Origin of the sequence: Promicromonospora kroppenstedtii (genome assembly GCF_044389675.1) — a bacterium.
Lineage (GTDB): Bacteria > Actinomycetota > Actinomycetes > Actinomycetales > Cellulomonadaceae > Promicromonospora > Promicromonospora kroppenstedtii.
On sequence record NZ_JBIRYI010000013.1, the window covers coordinates 177,641 to 198,717 of the forward strand.

19 protein-coding genes are annotated in these 21,077 nt (G+C 74.7%); 11 read left to right on the forward strand and 8 right to left on the reverse strand.

Annotation, left to right across the window (positions count from 1 at the left end):
• Positions 1–15: 15 nt before the first annotated feature.
• The gene (locus ACH47X_RS20520) at positions 16–630 is read left to right on the forward strand and encodes a TetR family transcriptional regulator (RefSeq protein ID WP_397406444.1); all 615 of its coding nucleotides are present in this window, start codon (positions 16–18) and stop codon (positions 628–630) included.
• 1 nt (position 631) lies between these two features.
• On the opposite strand, the gene ACH47X_RS20525 is transcribed toward ACH47X_RS20520, so the two are convergent.
• Both ACH47X_RS20525 and ACH47X_RS20530 read right to left on the reverse strand, forming a co-directional pair.
• Positions 632–1,387, reverse strand: coding sequence for a lytic transglycosylase domain-containing protein (locus tag ACH47X_RS20525; protein WP_397406446.1), 756 nt, complete (start codon positions 1,385–1,387; stop codon positions 632–634).
• Between the two features lie 85 nt (positions 1,388–1,472).
• Positions 1,473–2,351 (reverse strand): universal stress protein, encoded by an 879-nt coding sequence (locus ACH47X_RS20530; RefSeq protein ID WP_397406448.1) that lies wholly within the window; start codon positions 2,349–2,351, stop codon positions 1,473–1,475.
• A gap of 170 nt (positions 2,352–2,521) precedes the next feature.
• On the opposite strand from ACH47X_RS20530, the gene ACH47X_RS20535 reads away from it, so the two are divergent.
• Entirely contained in the window at positions 2,522–4,192 is a 1,671-nt protein-coding gene (locus tag ACH47X_RS20535; RefSeq protein WP_397406450.1) for a sensor histidine kinase, read from the forward strand.
• Positions 4,193–4,195: 3 nt separating this feature from the next.
• On the opposite strand, the gene ACH47X_RS20540 is transcribed toward ACH47X_RS20535, so the two are convergent.
• The 4 genes from ACH47X_RS20540 to ACH47X_RS20555 all read right to left on the reverse strand — a co-directional run bounded on the left by ACH47X_RS20540 (position 4,196) and on the right by ACH47X_RS20555 (position 9,306).
• Entirely contained in the window at positions 4,196–4,852 is a 657-nt protein-coding gene (locus ACH47X_RS20540; RefSeq protein ID WP_397406452.1) for a response regulator transcription factor, read from the reverse strand.
• 65 nt (positions 4,853–4,917) lie between these two features.
• Positions 4,918–5,487, reverse strand: a complete 570-nt coding sequence (locus ACH47X_RS20545; RefSeq protein WP_397406454.1) for a hypothetical protein — start codon at positions 5,485–5,487, stop codon at positions 4,918–4,920.
• 131 nt (positions 5,488–5,618) lie between these two features.
• Positions 5,619–7,283, reverse strand: coding sequence for a thiamine pyrophosphate-binding protein (locus tag ACH47X_RS20550; RefSeq protein ID WP_397406456.1), 1,665 nt, complete (start codon positions 7,281–7,283; stop codon positions 5,619–5,621).
• A 130-nt stretch (positions 7,284–7,413) separates the two neighbouring features.
• Positions 7,414–9,306 carry an FAD-binding monooxygenase gene (locus ACH47X_RS20555; protein WP_397406458.1) on the reverse strand — a complete coding sequence of 631 codons (1,893 nt, stop codon included), beginning with the start codon at positions 9,304–9,306 and terminating at the stop codon, positions 7,414–7,416.
• Positions 9,307–9,401: 95 nt separating this feature from the next.
• On the opposite strand from ACH47X_RS20555, the gene ACH47X_RS20560 reads away from it, so the two are divergent.
• The 9 genes from ACH47X_RS20560 to ACH47X_RS20600 are packed head-to-tail and all read left to right on the forward strand — an operon-like array spanning position 9,402 to position 18,002.
• A complete protein-coding gene (locus ACH47X_RS20560) occupies positions 9,402–10,871 on the forward strand; it encodes a fumarylacetoacetate hydrolase family protein (protein ID WP_397406460.1) in 1,470 nt (489 codons plus the stop codon).
• Positions 10,853–11,521, forward strand: coding sequence for a GntR family transcriptional regulator (locus tag ACH47X_RS20565; RefSeq protein WP_397406462.1), 669 nt, complete (start codon positions 10,853–10,855; stop codon positions 11,519–11,521). Before ACH47X_RS20560 ends, ACH47X_RS20565 begins: the two co-directional genes overlap by 19 nt.
• On the forward strand, positions 11,518–13,023 hold the full coding sequence (gene hpaE / locus ACH47X_RS20570) for a 5-carboxymethyl-2-hydroxymuconate semialdehyde dehydrogenase (protein ID WP_397406464.1): 1,506 nt from the start codon (positions 11,518–11,520) through the stop codon (positions 13,021–13,023). The genes ACH47X_RS20565 and hpaE overlap by 4 nt, the downstream gene beginning before the upstream one ends.
• Positions 13,024–13,027: 4 nt before the next feature.
• Positions 13,028–14,158, forward strand: coding sequence for a 3,4-dihydroxyphenylacetate 2,3-dioxygenase (gene hpaD / locus ACH47X_RS20575; RefSeq protein ID WP_397406466.1), 1,131 nt, complete (start codon positions 13,028–13,030; stop codon positions 14,156–14,158).
• The gene (locus ACH47X_RS20580) at positions 14,155–14,970 is read left to right on the forward strand and encodes a fumarylacetoacetate hydrolase family protein (RefSeq protein WP_397406468.1); all 816 of its coding nucleotides are present in this window, start codon (positions 14,155–14,157) and stop codon (positions 14,968–14,970) included. Before hpaD ends, ACH47X_RS20580 begins: the two co-directional genes overlap by 4 nt.
• A complete protein-coding gene (locus ACH47X_RS20585) occupies positions 14,955–15,740 on the forward strand; it encodes an HpcH/HpaI aldolase/citrate lyase family protein (RefSeq protein WP_397406470.1) in 786 nt (261 codons plus the stop codon). Before ACH47X_RS20580 ends, ACH47X_RS20585 begins: the two co-directional genes overlap by 16 nt.
• A gap of 10 nt (positions 15,741–15,750) precedes the next feature.
• The gene (locus ACH47X_RS20590; RefSeq protein ID WP_397406472.1) at positions 15,751–16,704 is read left to right on the forward strand and encodes a Ppx/GppA phosphatase family protein; all 954 of its coding nucleotides are present in this window, start codon (positions 15,751–15,753) and stop codon (positions 16,702–16,704) included.
• Between the two features lie 25 nt (positions 16,705–16,729).
• Entirely contained in the window at positions 16,730–17,614 is an 885-nt protein-coding gene (locus ACH47X_RS20595) for an oxygenase MpaB family protein (RefSeq protein ID WP_397406474.1), read from the forward strand.
• 4 nt (positions 17,615–17,618) lie between these two features.
• On the forward strand, positions 17,619–18,002 hold the full coding sequence (locus tag ACH47X_RS20600) for a YciI family protein (protein ID WP_397406476.1): 384 nt from the start codon (positions 17,619–17,621) through the stop codon (positions 18,000–18,002).
• 37 nt (positions 18,003–18,039) lie between these two features.
• Here ACH47X_RS20600 and ACH47X_RS20605 read toward each other — a convergent pair whose 3' ends face one another.
• Both ACH47X_RS20605 and ACH47X_RS20610 read right to left on the reverse strand, forming a co-directional pair.
• Entirely contained in the window at positions 18,040–20,649 is a 2,610-nt protein-coding gene (locus ACH47X_RS20605) for an ABC transporter permease (protein ID WP_397406478.1), read from the reverse strand.
• A partial coding sequence (locus tag ACH47X_RS20610) for an ABC transporter ATP-binding protein (RefSeq protein ID WP_397406480.1) occupies positions 20,649–21,077 on the reverse strand: 429 nt, incomplete at its 5' end. The genes ACH47X_RS20605 and ACH47X_RS20610, both read right to left, overlap by 1 nt.

A 21,077-nucleotide genomic window follows, 5' to 3' on the forward strand; every position in this document is an offset into this window, starting at 1 on the left:
CGTAGACTCGCTCGGATGACACGAGAACCCGGGGCCGTCCGGACGCGGCGTCCGCCCGCGGAGCGCCGGGCCGAGATCCTGCGCATCGCCATGGAGACGTTCGCGGAGCGCGGCTACCAGAGCGCGTCGCTCGCGGAGATCTCGGCCCGGGTCGGGCTGACCCAGGCCGGGGTGCTGCACTACTTCTCGTCCAAGGCCGGCCTGCTCACCGGCGTGCTCGACCTGCGCGACTCGACCGACATCGAGGAGCTCGGCAGCGAGCGCCCGCACGGTCTGGCTTTCCTGCGGCACCTGGTGGAGACGTCGCGGCGCAACATGGAGCGCGAGGGCATCGTGCGGCTGTACACGGTGCTCGCGGCGGAGAGCGTGACCGCGGAGCACCCCGCGCAGGACTACTTCCGCGACCGGTACCAGGGCCTGCTGGCCCTGGTGGTCGAGGCGCTGGAGGAGGCCCGGTCGCTCGGGGAGGTGGCGGACGACGTGGAGGTCGCCACCACCGCCCGCGTCATCGTGGCGACCATGGACGGCCTGCAGCTCCAGTGGCTGCTGGAGCCCGGCTCGGTCGACATGGCGCACGCGACCGAGGTGGCGATCGTCCGGCTCATCGGCCGGGACCTGCCGGGTCGCTGAGCTACGCCCCCGGCTCCCCGGCGTCCGGCTCCTGGCCGTAGGACGTCGCCAGGTCCGCGACGTCGTGGGCGTAGGAGACGGACCGGTTGTAGGCCGCCAGCGCCGCCTGCCAGCCGTCGTCGCTGGTGAGGTCGCCGCCGCTCGCGCACAGGTAGTGGGCGGCGGTGAGCACGGCGTCGTCGATCTGGTGCGGGTCGGCGCGGCCGTCCAGGTTCCCGTCCTGCGCGAAGTCGGCCCACGTGGTCGGGATGAACTGCATGGGGCCGACGGCACGGTCCCAGCGCACGTCGCCGTCGAGCTCGCCCCCGTCGGTGTCGAGGATCTCCATGACGCCCTCGCTGCCGTCCAGGGCGATGCCGATGATCGGCGGGCTCACCAGGCCGTCTGCGTCGGCGCTCGCCCCGAGGTAGCTGCCGTGGATCGACTCGACGGCGCCGATCCCGGCGAGCGTGTTCCAGCCGAGGCCGCACTGCGGCATGGTCTCGGCGAGCCGCAGGGACGCGCCCGCGTACGCGGCCAGCGCCCGCCGCGGGATGCCGGTGCGCTCCGCGGTGTCGCGCAGCCAGCGCGGCCGGGCCAGGTCGGCGACGGGGTCGACGTCGGCCGCGCGGTCCGCGCCCGCCTCGGGCAGGGCCTGCCGCGGCGCCGGCGGGTAGTCGCGCTCCAGCGCGTCCCGCAGCCCGCCGGTCGGGTTCGGTCCGCAGGCGGTCAACAGCAACACGGCCGCGCAGGCGACGGCCCCAGCTCGTGCTCTCACGGTGCTGACGCTACGTTGCCGCCGCGCCGAACCGTTAGCCGGTGACAAGACCTCCCGCAAACGTGCGCGAATCCGCGCAGACCAGTCACTCCTCCGGGTGCCCGACGTGTACCACCAGGACGGGGCACGGCGCCGCGCGCAGCACGGCGTCGGGCACGCTGCGCAACATGCGGCCCACCACGGACGGGTGCCGGCGCCCGCCGACCACCACGAGGTGGTCCGGCGTCAGGTCCGCCAGCAGCGCGCCCGCCGGGGAGCCGCGCCGGATCACCAGCGTGCACGCGACCTGCGGGTACTTCTCCGACCACCGCGCCACCTGGTCGGCCAGGTCGGCCCGGGCGGCCTCGTGCCACGACGCGGCCACCGGGTCCATGCTCAGCAGCGCCGACGTGACCGGGTCGCTGCCGGTCACGTGCACCACCTCCAGCGCGCAGTCCCGCGCGGCCGCCTCCGCGAACGCGGCACCCAGCACGTCGGGCTCGTCGTCCCGGGCAACGCCCACCCGGATCCGGTACGGGTCGCCGGTCGACGCACCGGCCGGGACCACCGCCACCGCACCCGTGGACGCCGCCGCCAGGGCCGACGACGTCGAGCCGAGCAGCAGGCGGTCGAGCGCGTCCAGGCCCCGTCGGCCCACCACGACCAGGTCGCACGTGCGGGCGTGCTGGCTCAGCACGTGCGCGGCGGTGCCCGGCAGGACGATGATCTCCAGGTCCCGCCCGCCCGGCCGGTGCCCCCCGAGGCGGGCGCGGGCGGCGGCCGCGGCGTGCCGGGCCTCGTCCTGCGCCTCCCGCATCGCGTCGCCGAACCCCGGCGCGGGCGTCGCGGGCGTGGCGTGCGACGCGACGACGGTCAGGCGGGCCTCGTGCACGTCGGCGGCCCGGGCCGCCCAATCCAGCGCCGCCAGGCTCTCCTCCGAGCCGTCGACCCCGACGACGATGCCGCGGTACCAGGTGATGCTCATGATCGTCTCCTCACGATGCCGTCGAGCCTGACACCAGCACACCAGCCGGCCCCGTCCGCCCGGCAGAGCCAGGAGGCCCCGTGACCCGGGACCAAGGTCCCCGTGCCCGGCGTGGTGCCCACGCGCTACCGTGGCCCCGGGAACGGCCGGACTGACGACGGGAGGTGCCGATGGACCCGGTGGACGCGCCGCGCGACCGCACCGACGTGCTGCTGGAGGCCGTCGTCGGGGTGGGCCGCGGGCTCGACGTCGAGACCGTGCTGCACCGCATCGTCGAGGCCGCCGTCTCGCTGGTCGACGCGCGCTACGGCGCCCTCGGGCTGCTCGACGCCGACAGCCGCATCAGCCGGTTCCTCACCGTCGGCATGACCGACGACGAGGTCGCCGCGATCGGCCCCTATCCCACCGGGCACGGCGTGCTGGGCGAGCTCATCCGCCACCCCGTGCCGCTGCGCCTGCCCGACCTGTCCAGGCACGCCGCCTCCGTGGGCTTCCCCGCCCACCACCCGCCGATGCGGACCTTCGTCGGGGTGCCGCTGCGGGTCCACGGCTCGCCCTTCGGCAACCTCTACCTCACGGACAAGCGCGGCGGCGGAGAGTTCACCGCCGACGACGAACGGGTGCTGGAGGCGCTCGCGGCGGCCGCGAGCGTGGCGGTGGAGAACGCCCGCCTCTACGACGTCGCCCGGCTGCGGGAACGCTGGGCCCGCGCGAACGACCGGATCTCGCGCCACGTCCTGGCGGGCTCCTCACCGCACGATGTGCTCACCCTGGTGGGTACCGAGGCACGGGAGGTCGCGGACGCCGACGTCACCGCGATCGCGGTGCCCGACCCCGCCACCGGCCGCCTGGTGCTGCAGTCGGCCGCCGGGCTCGACGCCGAGGCGCACGTGGGCGCTGCGCTCGCGGCCGAGGGCACGTTCGCCGCCCTCACGTTCCGCACGGGCGTGCCGATGGTGACCGACGACGCCACCGCGGACGACCGGGCCAGCGTGGCGCTGGAGCTGCCGGGCGGGCTGGGCCCGCTGGCCGTGTGGCCGATCGGGCAGCCGGGCACCGCCCGGGGTGTGCTGATCGCGGCGCGCCTGTCGGGCAGGCCCTCGTTCTCGCCCGTGATGGTGGAGGCGCTCAGCGCTTTCGCCGGGCAGGCCGCCGTCGCCATGGAGCTCGCCGAGGGCCGGGCCGACGCCGAGCGGGTCACCCTGCTGCGGGACCGGGAACGGATCGCGCGCGACCTGCACGACCTGGCCATCCAACGGCTCTACGCGACGGGCCTGTCGCTCCAGCGCGTGGCCCGCGCGGCGACCCCGGACGTGGCCGAGCAGATCGCGCGGTCGGTCGACGAGGTGGACGAGACCATCGCGCTGGTGCGCACCACCATCTACCGCCTGCAGTCGGGGGACTCGCCGGGCGGCGCGAGCGCACGCCGGGTGGGCCTGCGGGCCAGGGTGATCACCGAGGCCGACGCCACCGCCGCCGCCCTCGGCTTCGCGGCACGGCTGCGCTTCGAGGGCGCCGTGGACACCCTGGTGCCCCCCGACATCGCCGAGCACGTCGTCGCCGTCCTGCGCGAGGCCCTGTCGAACGTCGCCCGCCACGCCCACGCCTCCCGGGCCGAGGTCCGGCTCGCGGTGGGCAGCGACGTCGTGCTCACGGTCAGCGACGACGGCGTCGGCATCCCGCCGGACGCGCCCCGCAGCGGGCTGCGCAACCTCGCCCGGCGTGCCGACGAGTCGGGCGGAGTGCTGGTGGTCGGGCCCGTCGACCCGGCCGCCGCGCAGACCGGCACCCGCCTGGAGTGGCGGGTGCCGTTGCCCGGCGACGACGCGCCGGACCCGTGACCCTCACGGGCCGCGCCGCTTGTCCTGCTGCTCCAGCCGGTCGGCCAGCACGGCGGCCTGGGCCCGCCGTTCCAGGCCGAGCTTGGCGAAGATGCTGGACACGTAGTTCTTCACCGTCTTCTCGGCGAGGAACAGCTCGCTCCCGATCTGCCGGTTCGTCAGGCCGTGGCCGATCAGCCCGAGGATGCGGCGCTCCTGGTCGGTGAGCTGCGCCAGCGGGTCCGGCTCGTGGTGCGCCTCCGACCGCAGCCGCTCCATCACCCGGGCCGCGGCGCGCGGGTCGAGCATCGAGCCGCCCGCGGCGACGGTCAGCACCGCCTCCACGAGGTCGGTGCCTCGCACCTGCTTGAGCACATAGCCGGCGGCCCCGGCCAGGATCGCGTCGTACAGCGCCTCGTCGTCGGCGAACGAGGTGAGCATGAGGCAGGCGAGGTCCGGCATGCGCGAGCGCAGCTCACGGCAGACGGTGACGCCGTCGCCGTCGGGCAGGCGCACGTCCAGGACCACGACGTCGGGCTCGGCGGCGGGCACCCGGGCCAGCGCCTCCCGGGCGGTCCCGGCCTCGCCCACGACGCGCACGCCGGGCTCGGACTCCAACAGGTCGGCCACGCCGCGCCGCACCACCTCGTGGTCGTCGACGAGGAACACACGTACCTCCATGTGCCCTACCGTAGCCGTGGTGCCCGTCCGGTTCACGACCGGGACGGGCACCACGGGGCGAGTCGTCATCGCAGGACGGGGTACCGCTTGACCATCGGCAGCTGGGACCACCAGCGCCCGAGGCCCATCGTGTCGCCGGCCAGGAAGGCGGCGAGGCCGATCAGCAGGACCGCGTCGACCAGGTGGTAGTCCACGAACGGGTTGTTCTCGAGCGGCAGCGATGCCATCCACATCAGGAGCAGCAGCACCACGCCGGCCCCTGCCGCGATCCGCATGCCGATGCCGAGCGCCAGCGCCAGGCCGATGCCGAGCAGGCCGATCATGAAGAGCCAGTCGAAGACCGGGTTGCCGGACATGGAGTTGAAGAAGCCGGCGAAGGAGCCCTGGACGCCGCCCAGGTACCCCTCGGTCGGGGAGCCGCCCCGGATCCAGGCGGCGTCGGACGGGGTCGCGATGCCCCAGCCGAAGAGCTTGTCGCCGAACGCCCACAGGAACTCGACGGCGAGCAGCAGCCGGACGCCCGCGAAGGCGTATCGGGAGACGGCCTCGCTGGTGACGTGCGTGGTCGCCGCGGCCTGACTCTGCGCGGCGCTCCCGTGCGCCCACTCGGCGGGGTTGTGGCTGACGGAGCTCATGATGTCCTCCAGGTGGTGCGCCGGACGTCTTCCAGCGCCTGAGTCCACCATCCCGCCGGCCGCGCGCGGGCAGCAGGGTCCGCGGCCCCGCGCGGAGCGGGACCTTGGTCCCGTTCCCGGAGGTCAGACGGCTATCGGGTGCGGTTGGCCCGCAGGATCTCCTCCTGGTACGGAGCCACCACGGCGCCTGACACGCGGCAGTCCAGGAGCAGGAACGGGCGGTCCGCGACGGGCTCGGCCGCCCAGGCCGCCACCCGGTCCAGGTCGGCCAGCGAGCGCACGACCACGCCCTCGGCGCCCACGGCCCCGGCGAGCGCCGCGAAGTCCGCCTCGGGGATGAGCATCGGCTCCTCGGTGATGCCCTGCCGCCCGTACACGTGCACCTCGGCGCCGTAGGCGGCGTCGTTCCAGACGACGGCGATGCCGCGGCCCGCCGCGGTGCGCACCGCGGTCTCCAGGTCGGCCAGCGCCATGAGCCCGCCGCCGTCGCCCGTCGTGAGCACCACGGCGGCGTCGGGCACGGCCGCGGCGGCACCCGCGACGCTCGGGAAGCCGAGCCCGATGGACTGGTAGGCGGTGCCCACCATGACCATGCGGTCGGGGGAGGCGACGGGCCAGTACATGTTGGCCCAGCCGATGAAGTGCCCGCCGTCGGAGACGACCACCCGGTCGGCGGGCAGCAGGCCGGCCAGGCGGTGCGCGACGCTGCGGGGGTCGAGTCGCCCGTCGGGCGCGATCCCGTCGGCGGGGCCGGTGTCGTAGCGGCGGGCGCCGGCGACGTCGACGGTCTCGCGCCAGCCGGAGGGCTTGGCGCCCAGGGCGTGCAGCTCGTCGACCAGGGCGCGGGCCACGAGCGCGGCGTCGCCCCGGACGAACCCGCCCACGTGCCGGTGCGTGGCGGCGGGCGCGATGTCGACCTGGACCACGCGCGTGCCGGGCGCGAACAGCTCGCCGAACCGCATCGTGAACTGGTTGAGCGACGCGCCGAGCACCACGGCGACGTCGGCCTGGCGCACCAGCTCCATGGCGTCGTGCGCGCCGAACCCGCCCGCGACGCCGAGGTCGTACCGGCCGTCGGGGAAGACGCCGCGGCCCAGGGCCGTCGTGGTGGTCAGGGCGCCGGTGGTCTCGGCGAGCTCGCCCAGCGCGGGTCCGGCCCCGGCGAGCCAGGCGCCGCGGCCCGCGAGCAGCAGCGGGCGCTCGGCCTCCGCGAGGTGCCGCGCGAGGTCGGTGATGGCGGCGGCGTCGAACGGGCCGGCCGGGGCCAGCGGCGCCGGCAGCACGGGCTCCGGCGCGTCGGGGATCGGGCCGGCGTCCAGCGCGGCGACGTCGTAGGGGATCGCGAGCACCACGGGAACCCGGTAGGTCAGGGAGTGCTCGATGGCGATGACGCTGGTGGCGGCGGCGTCCGCGCGGCCCACCGTGTAGGTGCGCGCGCCGACCGCGGCGGCCAGGGCGATCTGGTCGACGTCCCAGGGGCGTGGCCCGGACGTCGGCTCGTCGCCCGTCAGCAGCACGAGCGGCACCCGGGCCTGGGCGGCCTCGGCCAGCGCGGTCAGCGCGTTGGTGAAGCCCGCGCCGTAGGTGGCGGTCGCGGCGGCGATGCGGCCGGACGCGCGGAAGTGGGCGTCGGCGGCGACGACGCCGCCGGCCTCGTGGCGGACGGCGGTGAACCGGGCCGTGGTCGACCGCTCCAGGGCGTCGAGGAACCAGGCGTTGCCGTTGCCCATCACGCCGAAGACGTGGTCGACGTGGCGGGCGACGGTGCGGGCGACATGGGCGGACACGGTGGGCACGGGGCCTCCAGGGAAACAGTGACGGATGAGTGGTGCGGTCCGTATGTGTCCCGGGCGGGCCCGGCCAGGAGCCCGTCGCGCGCCCCTTTTTCGAGCGCAGGCGGTGGCATCCGCCTCGACACGGCACACACTACCCCTGTGGGAGCAGAGCTCCGGCGAAGAACGTCGCGAGGTCGTCGGTCGAGGTCAGGGGCAGGACGGCGGCCACGTACTGGTCCGGGCGGACGACGACGACGGCGCCCCCGCGGTCGATGCCGCGCAGGTCGAAGATGTCGTGGTCCGGGTCGGTCGCGTAGACCTTCTCGTAGTCGATCAGCCCGAACGGGCCGACCCGGGGCCGGAACACCTCGGGCACGTCGGCGAACTCCACGCCGAGGTGGTCCTGCTGGTAGACCACCTTGACGTCGAGGACGGCGTCCGGGTCGCCGCCGGACGGGGTGTGCCGCAGCAGGGGCGAGTCGTCCGCGGTGCCCAGCCAGTGCGCCCAGTCGCGCAGCGCCGAGGGCTCGCCCGGGGCGGCGGCGTCGGCGAACGCGTAGAGGCGCCACCGGCCGTCGGCGCGGGCGTGGTGGCCCAGGTGCGCCGGGTTGCCCTCGGCCACGCGCTCGACCGGGGCCGACTTGAACCGCTTGCCGACCGGGAAACCCGTCGCCAGGTGCTGGTGCGCGGCGCCGGCGACGATCATGGAGGGCTGGTACCGGGTCATGAAGCCGCAGGGGAACTCGGCGGTCTTGACGTAGAAGTCCTCGAGATACGTCGGGTCGGGCAGGTCCTCCGGCCGGGTGGCCATGAGCCGCGACCACTCGCGGTCGAAGTCGATGAGCTCCTGGGCCACCACCTGCCGCTCCGCGGAGTAGGTGGCCAGCAGCGCCTCGGGGGCGCGGCCCGCGAGCACGTGCGCCAGCTTCCAGGCGATGTTCCAGCCGTCCTGCATGGAGACGTTCATGCCCTGCCCGGCCTTGGCGCTGTGCGTGTGGCAGGCGTCGCCGGTCAGGAACACGCGCGGGGTGCGGGTGCCGGTGTGCTCGGCGGGCACGTCGTCGAACCCGTCGGTGACCCGGTGGCCCACCTCGTAGACGCTGTGCCAGGGCACGTCCTTCACGTCGAGGGTGTAGGGGTGGATGATCCGGTTCGCCCGCGCGATCACCTCGTCCAGCGTCGTGGCGCGGACGCGCGCGCTCCCGCCGGGCGGCACCTCGCCGAGGTCGACGTACCAGCGGGCCAGGAACCCGCCCTCGCGGGGGATGAGCAGGATCGACCCGCCGTCGTGCGACTGGATGGCGCACTTGGTGCGCACGTCCGGGAAGTCGGTCACCGCCAGGATGTCCATCACGCCCCAGGCGTGGTTGGCCCGGTCGCCCACGGGCCTGCGGCCGATGGCCTGCCGCACGGCGCTGTGCGCGCCGTCGGCCCCGATCACGTAGCCCGCGCGCACCGTGCGCTCGGTGCCCTCCCGCGGTCCGGCGGTGTGCCGCAGGGTCACGGTGACGGGCTCGCCCGGGGCCTCGGGGACGCTGAGCCCGGTGACCTCCAGGCCGTAGTCGGGGGTCACGCGGGCCGGCCCGCGGGCCGCGACCTCGGCGAAGTAGTCGAGCACGCGGGCCTGGTTGACGATCAGGTGCGGGAACTCGCTGATGCCGTCGGAGTCGTCGGGGGGCACGGCGGCGCGCGCGATCTTCCGCGGGTCGGCGGGGTCCGGCTTCCAGAACGCCATCTCGGTGATCCGGTACGCCTCCGCGGTGATCCGCTCCGCGAACCCGAACGCCTGGAACGTCTCGACGCTGCGCGCCTGGATGCCGTCGGCCTGACCCATCTCCAGGCGCCCGGCGCGGCGCTCCACGACATGCGTGCGGATGCCGGGGAACTGCGCGAGCTGCGCGGCCGCGATCATGCCCGCCGGGCCGCTGCCGACGATCAGCACGTCGACCTCGTCCGGCAGCTCGGCGGGGCGGCCGACGCCGTAGCCCGCGGCGGGCTGCACGCGCGGGTCGCCGGACACGTAGCCGTGGTGGTGGAACTGCATCGTTCGTCCGTTTCTGCCCGTGGTCGGCGACGTTGCCGGGCCCATCTCGACCATATACGATCTGTGATACGAAGCACCAGGGAGCAAGGGAGCTCATGGGTACCGAAGCGCTGTCCCGGCGGCCCGGCAAGATCGTCGCCGTCCACCTGGCCTACGCCTCCCGCGCCGACCAGCGCGGGCGCCGTCCGGCCGCGCCGTCCTACTTCCTCAAGCCCGCCAGCTCGCTCGGCGTGAACGGGGGCGTCGTCGAGCGCCCCGCCGGCACCGAGCTGCTGGCCTTCGAGGGCGAGATCGCACTGGTCATCGGCGAGCCCGCCCGGCACGTGACCGTCGCCGACGCCTGGGACCACGTCGCCGCCGTCACCGCGGCGAACGACCTGGGCGTCTACGACCTGCGGTGGGCCGACAAGGGCTCCAACGTGCGGTCCAAGGGCCGCGACGGGTACACGCCGCTGGGCCCCGCGCTCCTGGACGCCCGCGCCGTGGACCCGGCCGCGCTGCGCCTGCGCACCTGGGTCAACCGCGAGCTCGTGCAGGAGGACACGACCGGGCCCGACGCGCTGCTGTTCCCGTTCGCCCAGCTCGTGGCCGACCTCTCCCAGCACCTCACGCTGGAGCGCGGCGACGTGATCCTCACGGGCACGCCCGCCGGGTCCAGCGTGGTGGTGCCCGGCGACGTGGTCGAGGTGGAGGTGGACGCCCCGACGGCGCCGGGCGCGCCGTCGTCGGGCCGGCTGGTGACCACGGTGGTGCAGGGCGAGGTGCCGTTCACCGACGTGGGGGCCGGGCCCCGGGTCGACGACGCGCAGCGGGCCGACGCCTGGGGCAGCGCGGAGGCGGCGGGGCTGCCGCCCGGGCCCGAGCCGTTCGTGCTCACCGACGAGCTCGCCGCCCTGCTGCGCCGCACGCCGGTCGCCGGGCTCTCGGCCCAGCTCCGCAAGCGCGGCCTCGACGACGCGATCATCGAGGGCGTGCGGCCCAACGTAGACGGCGCCACGCTCGTCGGCCGCGCCCGCACGCTGCGCTTCGTGCCGTACCGCGCCGACCTGTTCGCGACCCACGGCGGCGGCTACAACGCGCAGAAGCGCACGTTCGACACCGTCGGTCCCGGCGAGGTGATCGTCATCGAGGCCCGCGGTGAGACCGGCTCCGCCACCCTGGGCGACGTGCTCGCGCTGCGGGCGCAGGTGCGTGGCGCCGCGGGCGTGGTCACCGACGGCGGGGTGCGCGACTTCGGCGCCGTGGCCGACACCGGCCTGCCCGTCTTCAGCAGGGGCCCGCACCCCGCCGTGCTCGGCCGCCGGCACGTGCCGTGGGACACCGACGTCGCCGTGGCCTGCGGCGGCGCGACGGTGCTGCCCGGTGACGTCGTCGTGGGCGACGCCGACGGCGTCGTCGTCATCCCGCCGCACCTGGTGGCCGAGGTCGCCGCGGCGGCCCTCGCCCAGGAGGAGCAGGACGCCTGGGTGGCGCGGCAGGTCGCGGCCGGCCACCCGATCGACGGGCTGTTCCCGCCCAACCCGGAATGGCTCGCCCGCTACCAGGAATGGCGGGAGTCCCGGTGACGGCCAGCAAGTCGGAGGTGGCCTACACCTACCTGCGCGACCGGATCGCGCGCCGCGACCTCGGGCCGGGCTACCGGCTGGTGCTGCGCGGCGTCGCCGACGAGCTCGACATGAGCGTGGTCCCCGTGCGCGAGGCCATCCGGCGGCTCGAGGCCGAGGGACTGGTCACGTTCGAGCGCAACGTCGGGGCGAGCGTCGCGATGATCGACGAGCGGGGCTACGTCGAGGCCATGCAGGCCCTCGGGGTGGTCGAGGGGGCCGCGACCGGCCTCTCGGCGCCCGCCATCTCGGGCGCCGACCTCGACCGGGCCGCCGAGGTGAACGACCGGCTGCGCGCCCTGCTCGACCACTTCGACCCGCACGCCTTCACCGCCCTGAACCGGCAGTTCCACTCGGTGCTGTTCGAGTCGTGCCCCAACGCCCTGCTGCTCGACATGGTGCACCGCGGCTGGGCGCAGCTCTCCGGCCTGCGCGACTCCACGTTCGCGTTCGTGCCGGGACGGGCGCACGACTCCGTGGCCGAGCACGCCCACATCCTCGACCTGATCGCCCGCCGCGCCGACCCGCTCGAGATCGAGATCGCCGCGCGGGACCACCGCTGGGCCACCATGCAGGCCTTCCTCGACTCGCGAACCCCGGAGACACCGTGACCGACCACCCCACCCGAGTGCCCGCCGACCTGCCGGGCAGCATCCAGCACTACATCGGCGGCGAGCTCGTCGACTCGGCCGACGGCGGCACGTTCGACGTGCTCGACCCGGTGACCGACGAGGTCTACGCGAAGGCCGCGGCGGGCCGGGCGGCCGACGTCGACCGCGCCGTCGCCGCCGCGCGCGCCGCGTTCACCGACGGGCCGTGGCCCCGGATGCTGCCGCGAGAGCGCTCGCGGATCCTGCACCGGGTGGCCGACATCGTCGAGTCCCGTGACGCGCGGCTGGCGGAGCTGGAGAGCTTCGACTCCGGCCTGCCGATCACGCAGGCGCTGGGCCAGGCGCGCCGGGCCGCCGAGAACTTCCGGTTCTTCGCCGACCTGGTCGTGGCCCAGACCGACGACGCGTTCAAGGTGCCCGGCCGCCAGCTCAACTACGTCAACCGCAAGCCGATCGGCGTGGCCGGCCTCATCACGCCGTGGAACACGCCGTTCATGCTGGAGTCCTGGAAGCTCGGGCCCGCGCTGGCCACCGGTAACACCGTGGTGCTCAAGCCGGCCGAGTTCACGCCGCTGTCGGCGTCGCTGTGGGCCGGCATCTTCGCGGAGGCCGGGCTGCCGCAGGGCGTGTTCAACCTGGTCAACGGCCTGGGCGAGGAGGCGGGCGACGCCCTGGTGAAGCACCCCGACGTGCCCCTGATCTCCTTCACGGGGGAGAGCCGCACCGGCGAGACCATCTTCGCCAACGCCGCGCCGCACCTCAAGGGCCTGTCGATGGAGCTGGGCGGCAAGTCGCCCGCCGTCGTCTTCGCCGACGCCGACCTGGACGCCGCGATCGACGCGACGATCTTCGGCGTCTTCTCGCTGAACGGCGAGCGCTGCACCGCCGGCAGCCGCATCCTCGTGGAGCGCGCCGTCTACGACGAGTTCGTCGAGCGCTACGCCGCCCAGGCGCGGCGCGTCGTCGTCGGCCTGCCGCACGATCCCGCGACCGAGGTGGGCGCGCTGGTGCACCCCGAGCACCACGCCAAGGTGATGTCGTACATCGAGATCGGCAAGAGCGAGGGGCGCCTCGTGGCGGGCGGCGGGCGGCCCGAGGGCTTCCCGGCCGGCAACTACGTGGCGCCGACCGTCTTCGCGGACGTGCCGCCGTCGGCCCGGATCTTCCAGGAGGAGATCTTCGGGCCGGTGGTGGCGATCACGCCGTTCGACACCGACGAGGAGGCGCTCGCGCTGGCCAACGGCGTGCGGTACGGGCTGGCCGCCTACGTGTGGACCAACGACCTGCGGCGCGCGCACACGTTCAGCCAGGCGATCGAGGCGGGCATGGTCTGGCTGAACTCCAACAACGTGCGCGACCTGCGCACGCCGTTCGGCGGGGTCAAGGCCTCCGGGCTGGGCCACGAGGGCGGCTACCGCTCGATCGACTTCTACACCCACCAGCAGGCCGTGCACGTCACCCTCGGCGCGGCCCACCACCCGACGTTCGGCAAGGGAGCCTGACGCCATGCCTGGACCGACCCCGCCCGCATCGATTCCGACCCCCATCGCGCCGCCGCCGGACATCCTGCGCTGCGCGTACATGGAGCTGGTGGTCACCGACCTGGCCGCCTCGCGGAACTTCTACGTCGACGTGCTCGGGCTCGTGGTGACGGAGGAGGACGACGAGGCCGTCTACCTGCGCAGCATCGAGGAGTTCATCCACCACAACCTGGTGCTGCGCCAGGGGCCCGTGGCCGCCGTCGCCGCGTTCTCCTACCGGGTGCGCGGACCGCAGGAGCTGGACCGTGCCGTCGCGTTCTACACGGAGCTCGGCTGCGAGGTGCGGCGCGCCCCCGGGGGCTTCACCCGGGGGATCGGCGACTCGGTGCGCGTCGTGGACCCGCTCGGGTTCCCGTACGAGTTCTTCTACGACGTCGAGCACGTGGAGCGGCTCGCCTGGCGCTACGACCTGCACACCCCCGGCGCGCTGGTGCGCCTGGACCACTTCAACCAGGTCACGCCCGACGTGCCGCGCGCCGTGCGGTTCATGGAGGACCTCGGCTTCCGCGTCACCGAGGACATCCAGGACGCCGAGGGCACCACCTACGCCGCCTGGCTGCGCCGCAAGCCCACCGTGCACGACACGGCGATGACGGGAGGTGACGGCCCGCGCATGCACCACGTCGCCTTCGCCACGCACGAGAAGCACAACATCATCGCGATCTGCGACAAGCTCGGCGCGCTGCGCCTCTCGGACCGCATCGAGCGCGGCCCAGGCCGGCACGGCGTGTCCAACGCCTTCTACCTGTACCTGCGCGACCCGGACGGGCACCGCGTGGAGATCTACACGCAGGACTACTGGACGGGCGACCCCGACAACCCCGTGGTCACCTGGGACGTGCACGACAACCAGCGCCGCGACTGGTGGGGCAACCCCGTGGTGCCGTCCTGGTACACCGAGGCCTCGCCCGTGCTCGACCTGGACGGCGTGCCGCAGCCCGTCGTCGCCCGCACCGAGACCTCGGAGATGGCCGTGACCATCGGCGCGGACGGGTTCTCCTACACCCGCCCGGAGGACGCCTCCCGCGCGCAGGCGGACGACGACGTGCTGCCCTCCTGGAAGCAGGGCGAGTACAAGCTGGGGCACCAGCTGTGACGGGGGCGCACGAGGCCGACGGCCGCACGCTGGACGACGCGACGGTCACCGCGATCGCCGACGAGCTGGCCCGCGCCGAGGCGGAGCGCACCACGGTGCCGCTGCTCACCGCGCGGTACCCGGGCATGACCGTCGAGGACTCCTACGCGGTGCAGAACACCTGGCGCCGGCGGGGCATCGAGGCCGGCCGCCGCCCGGTGGGCCGCAAGATCGGGCTCACCTCGAAGGTCATGCAGGCCGCCACGGGCATCACCGAGCCCGACTACGGCGCGATCTTCGCCGACATGGTGCACGAGAACGGGTCCGTGATCGAGCACGCCCGGTTCTCGAACGTGCGGGTCGAGGTGGAGCTGGCGTTCGTGCTGGGGGAACGGGTCGCGGGGCCGCACGCCACGGTGTTCGACGTGCTGCGCGCCACCGAGTACGTGGTGCCCGCGCTCGAGATCCTGTCCTCGCGCGTCGAGATGACGGGCCGCACCATCGTCGACACCATCAGCGACAACGCCGCCATGGGCGGCATGGTCCACGGCGGCAACCCGGTGCGCGTGGGGGAGACCGACCTGCGCTGGGCCGCGGCGCTGCTCTACCGCAACGAGACCATCGAGGAGACGGGCGTCGCCGCCGCCGTGCTGAATCACCCCGCGGCCGGCGTGGCCTGGCTCGCGAACAAGCTGGCCCGGCACGGCGACGTGCTGGAGGCCGGGGAGATCGTCCTGGCCGGCTCCTTCACGCGGCCCATGTGGGTGGAGCCGGGGGACACCGTGCTGGCCGACTACCGAGAGCTGGGGACCGTCACGTGCCGATTCGTCTGAGCCTCCCGCCCACGTTCCGCGACCGCCTCGAGGCCGCCGACCGGCCCCAGGCCGGCATGTGGGTCTGCACCGGCAGCCCGCTGGTGGCGGAGATCTGCGCCGGGTCCGGCCTGGACTGGCTCCTGATCGACGGCGAGCACTCGCCGGTCGGCCTGGAGACGATCACGGCGCTGCTGCAGGCGGTCGCGCCGTACCCGGTCACGCCGGTGGTGCGGGCGCCGTCGGGCGACGCCGTGGTGCTCAAGCAGCTCCTCGACCTGGGCGTGCAGAACGTGCTGGTGCCCATGGTCGACACGGCCGAGCAGGCGCACGACGTGGTGCGGGCCGTGCGCTACCCGCCGCGCGGGGTGCGCGGCGTCGGCAGCGCGCTGTCCCGCGGCGCGCGCTGGAACCGCGTCGAGAACTACCTGGCCGACGCCGACCGGTACGTCTCGCTGTTCGTGCAGGTGGAGTCCGTCGCGGGCGTCGAGAACGCGGCGCTGATCGCCGGCGTCGACGGGGTGGACGGCGTCTTCGTCGGCCCCTCCGACCTCGCCGCGTCGATGGGCGTGCTCGGGCAGCAGACCCACCCGGCCGTCACCGCCGCCGTGCACCGGACGTTCGAGGCGGTGCGTGCCGCGGGCAAGCCCGTGGGCGTCAACGCCTTCGACCCCGCCGTGGCCCAGGCCTACCTGGAGGCGGGGGCGTCGTTCGTGCTGACCGGGGCGGACGTCGCGCTCCTGGCCCGCGGCGCCGAGACGCTCGCCGACCGGTGGTGCGCGCAGGGGTAGCGTTCGGTCCATGCGTCTGGGCGTCCTCGACATCGGTTCCAACACGGGGCACCTCCTGGTGGTCGACGCCCACGGCGGCGCGGCGCCGTTGCCCGCCTCCTCGTACAAGGAGCCGCTGCGCCTCGCCGAGCACCTGGACGACGACGGCGCCGTCGGGCAGGCGGGCGTCGACGCCCTGGTGGAGTTCACCGCCCAGGCCGTGCGCGTCGCGGAGGAGCGGGGCTGTGCCGAGACGCTGGCGTTCGCGACGTCGGCCGTCCGCGAGTCGGTGAACGCCGAGGCCGTGCTGCGCGCCGTGCACGAGCGCACCGGGGTGCGGCTGGAGGTGCTCAGCGGCGCCGACGAGGCCCGGCTCACGTTCCTCGCCGTGCGCCGGTGGTTCGGCTGGTCGGCCGGGCGGCTGGCCGTGTTCGACATCGGCGGCGGCTCGCTGGAGATCGCCGGCGGCCCGGACGAGGCGCCCGACGCCGCCTGGTCGCTGCCGCTCGGGGCCGCGCGCCTGGCCCGCACGCACTTCGGTGCCGCGGCCGACGGCACCGGGCCGGACTCCGATGCGCTGCACGCCCTGCGCCGCGACCTGCGCGCCGACATCGCCCGCAACGCCGGGAGCCTGCTCCGCGCCGGCCGACCCGACCGGGCGGCCGCGACGTCCAAGACCTTCCGCTCGCTCGCCCGGATCTGCGGAGCCGCCCCGGCGGGCGACGGCCCGCTGGTGCCGCGCGCCCTGCGCCGCGACGACCTGCGCGAACGGATCGGCGATCTGATCGCCATGGCCCCGGCCGACCTGGCGGAGCTGCCCGGCGTCTCGCCGAGCCGCACCCACCAGATCGTGCCCGGCGCGCTGGTGGCCGAGGCCTGCATGGACGTCTTCGACCTGACAGAGCTGGAGATCTGCCCCTGGGCGCTGCGCGAGGGCGTGATCCTCGAACGGCTGGACCAGATGCCGCACCTCGGCGCCGCCTGAGCCCCGCCAGGCGGATACTGGCAGGGTGCCGACCGTCACCAGTCCCGTCGAACGCCTGCGCGCCCGCGTGGGCGACGCTCTCTTCACCCGCGTGGCCGGGCCGGGCGGGTTCGAGGCGCGCGACCGCATCCACCTCACGCCCGGCCCGCGCTGGTTCGCCCCCGGCAGCCCGATCCGCCGCGTGCACGCCGACTCGGCGACGTTCGCGGGCGGGCTGCGCGCGCTGCTGCTCCAGTCGCTGCACCCGCTGGCCATGGCGGGCGTCGCAGGCCACTCCGGCTACCGCGGCGACCCGTGGGGGCGGCTGGCCCGCACCTCCACGTTCCTCGCGACCACGACGTTCGCCACCGAGGAGCACGCCCAGGAGATGGTCGACCGGGTGCGGGCGGTGCACGACCGCGTGCGGGGCCGGGCGCCCGACGGCCGCCCGTACCGCGCGAGCGACCCCCACCTGCTCACGTGGGTGCACGTCGCCGAGGCGGACTCGTTCCTGGCGGCCCACCAGCGCTACGGCGAGCGGCCGCTGACCGCGGACGAGGCCGACGAGTACGTGGCGCAGTCCGGCCGGGTGGCCCGCGCGCTCGGCGCCGAGGCGGTCCCGGAGTCGGTCGCCGAGCTGTCCGCGTGCCTGCGGTCCTACCGCGACGAGCTCGTGGCCACGCCCGAGGCCCTCGACACGGCGCACTTCCTGCTGCGCGAGCCGCCGCTGCCCCGGGTCGCCCGCGGCCCCTACCGCCTGCTCGCCGCCGGGTCGGTGGCGCTGCTGCCCGTCTGGGCACGCACGGAGCTCGGCGTCGAGACCTGGTTCAGCCGCGCCCTGGGCGGACCCGCCGGCTCCCTGGCGGTGCGGGGCGTGCGGTGGGGACTGGGCTCCGCCGGAGGCCGGGAACGCTGGGCCTCAGTAGCCTGAGGACATGGCGAGCGACCCCGACGTCCCCGACGCCTTCGACGTGTACACGGTCGTGGTCCTGCGGCGCCCGCCCGGCGCGCCCGCCATCAGCGACGACGACCTCACCGCGCTCCAGGCGCGGCATCTCGCGTACCGCGCCGAGCTGCGCCGGCGCGGGGTGCTCGTCGTGAACGGGCCCTTCGACCTGCGCAGCGACCCGTCCTACCGCGGCATGTCGATCTTCGCGTGCGACCCGGCCGAGGCCGCGCGGCTGTCCGACGCCGACCCGTCCGTCGTCGCGGGGCGGCTCGCCTACGACGTGCTGGAGTGGTGGGTCGGCGCGGGCTCGCTCGCGTTCCCGCACGCCGTCGGGCCGGTGGGGGACCGGCGCACCATGTCGGGGGACTGAGGCTGGTCGGGCCCGGACAGCCCGACCAGCGCTCCTGTCACTCCACCCCGAGCGCCGCCACCGGCGACGTCCGGGCCGCGGCCCGCGCGGGGATCACGGAGGCCAGGAGGCCCGCGACGAGGGCGATCACCAGGACCAGCGTGATGTCGAGCCACGGCACCGCGTACCGCACGTCGCCCATCAGCGACAGGGCGGTGGCCGCACCGGCCCAGCCGAACACGAGACCCAGCACGATGCCGAGGACCGCGCCGACCCCGGCGATCAGCATGCCCTCGACCGCCAGCATGCCGCGCAGCTGGTCCTTGCCCAGCCCGATCGCCCGCAGGGTCGCGGACTCGCGGGTCCGCTCGATGACGGAGAGGGACAGGGTGTTCGTGACGCCGATCAGGGCGATCACGACGGCCACGGCGAGCAGGCCCACCACGATGCCGAGGATCACGTCCACGACCTGCCGGAACTGCGCGGCCTGCGCCGCGGGGCCCATCACGAACGCCCCGCCGTCGACCTCCGCCACGGCGTTCTGCACGTCCGTGAGCGCGGCCGCGGGGTCCGAGCCGTCGATGTGCGCCCAGACGTCGCTCCACTGGTCCTCGGTGGTGATCCGGTCCAGGTCGGCGGCCGTGATCATGCTGCTGAGCGGTTCGGCCGTGGTGATCACGACCGTCAGGTCGACCGCGCCCTCGGTGCCCTCCACCGTGGCGGTGTCGCCGTCGCCGAGGTCCAGCGAGTCCGCCGCGTCCTGCGTCAGCAGGATGGAGCCGTCCGCCAGGCGCTCCGCCTCCTCGGCGACGTTCACCACGGCCGCGAGGTCGTGCGGGTCGGCGGCCGCGACCGACATGTTCTCCACCCCGGCGAGCGTGACGGTCGCGTTGGTCACCAGCACGGTGTCGGTGACTCCGTCGGTGCCCGCCACGGCCTCTCGCACGTCGTCGACGTACCTCTCGTCGGACGGCGACGCGCTCACGTCGTACGGGAACGTCTCGTCCAGCAGGCTGTCCGCGGACATCCGGGCGCTCGCGGCCCCCGTGGACATCATGGTGACCAGCGTGACGCCGATCAGCAGCGCCGTGGAGGTCGCCGCCGTCCGCCGCGGGTTGCGCAGCGTGTTGGCGACCGCGAGGCGGGCCGCCGGACCGCTCCGCGCCACCAGGGCGCCGAGGCCCGCCGCCACCCGCGGCAGCCAGAGCACGGCGCTCAGCACCACGCCGAAGAACGCGAGCGAACCGCCGCCCACGGCCGCGACCAGGCCGAACTGGGGCGAGCCGCCCATGCCGAGGGCTACGCCGACCGCGAGTCCCGCGAAGCCGCCGATCACGCACAGGAGCGAGATCACCAGGCGGGCCCGGCCCGTGCGGGCACGCAGGGTCGGCGCGTCGGCGGGCCGCAGGGCGGCCAGCGGGGCGACCCGGGTGGCCGAGCGGGCCGGGGCGAGCGCCGCCAGGACCGTCACGCCCGCGCCCACGGCCAGCGGCAGCACGACCGCCTGCCAGGTCAGGGCGATGGTCGTGGGCAGCGGCACGCCGAGGTCGAACGAAGGAGCCACCAGCAGCGCGACCTGGGCGAGTGCGGCGCCCACCAGGATGCCGGCCGCCGAGGCGACGACACCGAGGATCGCGGCTTCCAGCAGCACGCTGCGGTAGAGCTGCCCCGCGCCCGCGCCGATGCAGCGCAGCAGCGCCAGGGTGCGGGTGCGCTGGGCCACCAGCACCTGGAACGTGTTGGTGATGACCATGGCCGCGATCAGCAGGGCGATGGCGGCGAAGGTCAGGACGAACACGAGGAACACGAGGTCCTGCCCGCCGGTCTGCGCCGCGGTCTGCTCCGCCGCCACCTGTTCGGTGGTCTGGACGGCCACCTCGCCGGCGCCGGCCGGGAACGCACCTTGGACCGCCTCGCTCAGCGAGGCCGGGATCTCGTCACCCTGCAGCGGGGTGTCGAGCGCGACGAGCAGCTCGGTGACCGGGTCGCTGTAGGGCTCGCCCGCGTTCCAGGCGTCGAGCGTCGCGGCCGGGACCGCGGCGGCGCCGCCGTAGGGCGTGTAGGCGCCGTAGGGGTCACTGGCGATACCCGTCACGGTCAGCGTCTCGGTGACCTCCTCGGGCTCGCCGAGCTCGGCCGCCGGGTCGTCGGCCTGGCTCTCGGCCCAGCCCTCGGGGTACACGGTGCGGTTCAGCGTCACCGTGTCGCCGACGCCGACCTCCATCCGCTCGGCGACCTTGGTGGACAGCGCCACCTCGCCCGCGCCGGACGGCCAGGCGCCGTCGGCGAGCTCCAGCGGCGACAGGTTCGGGTCCGCGGGGACCGGGGCGAACACCTGGAAGCCACCCTTGCCGCCGTTGCGCAGGTCGCCGAACCAGGTCGTGACCGGCTGGACGGCGGCGACGCCGTCCAGCGCCGCCACGGCCTCGATGTCGGCCTCGGCGATGCCGTCCGTCTCCGTGCCCGGTGTGGACACGACGACGTCGGCCTGCGCGTAGCCGGCCGCGACCATGTCGCGGGTGGTGCCGTTGATGACACCGCCGGCGAGCAGCGTGACGGTGACGAAGGCGGTGCTGATCAGGATCGCGACGCCCGCGGCCGTGAGCCGGCCGGTGCTGCGCCGCATCTGCGCCCACGTGAGGCGCGCGGTGGGGAAGGAGTTCGACATCACGCACCCGTCCGGGGTGCCGTGGTGACGGCGGGCTCCAGGGTGCGCAGCGCGTCCAGCCCCGCCATCGCGGACTCCGGCGTCGGATCACTGATGTCCCCCGCGATCCGACCATCCGCGATCAGCACCACCCGGTCCGCATACGCCGCAGCCGACGGATCATGCGTGACCATGATGATCGTACGACCCAGCTCCCGCACCGAACGCCGCAGAAAACTGAGCACCTCCGCACCCGACCGCGAGTCCAGGTTCCCCGTCGGCTCATCCGCGAACACCACGTCCGGCTGCGCGATCAACGCCCGCGCGATCGCGACCCGCTGCTGCTGACCACCGGAGAGCTCACCCGGCCGATGCGTCAACCGCCCCGACAGACCCAGCGTCTCCACCAACGTGTCCAACCACGCCCGGTCCGTGCTCGCACCAGCCAG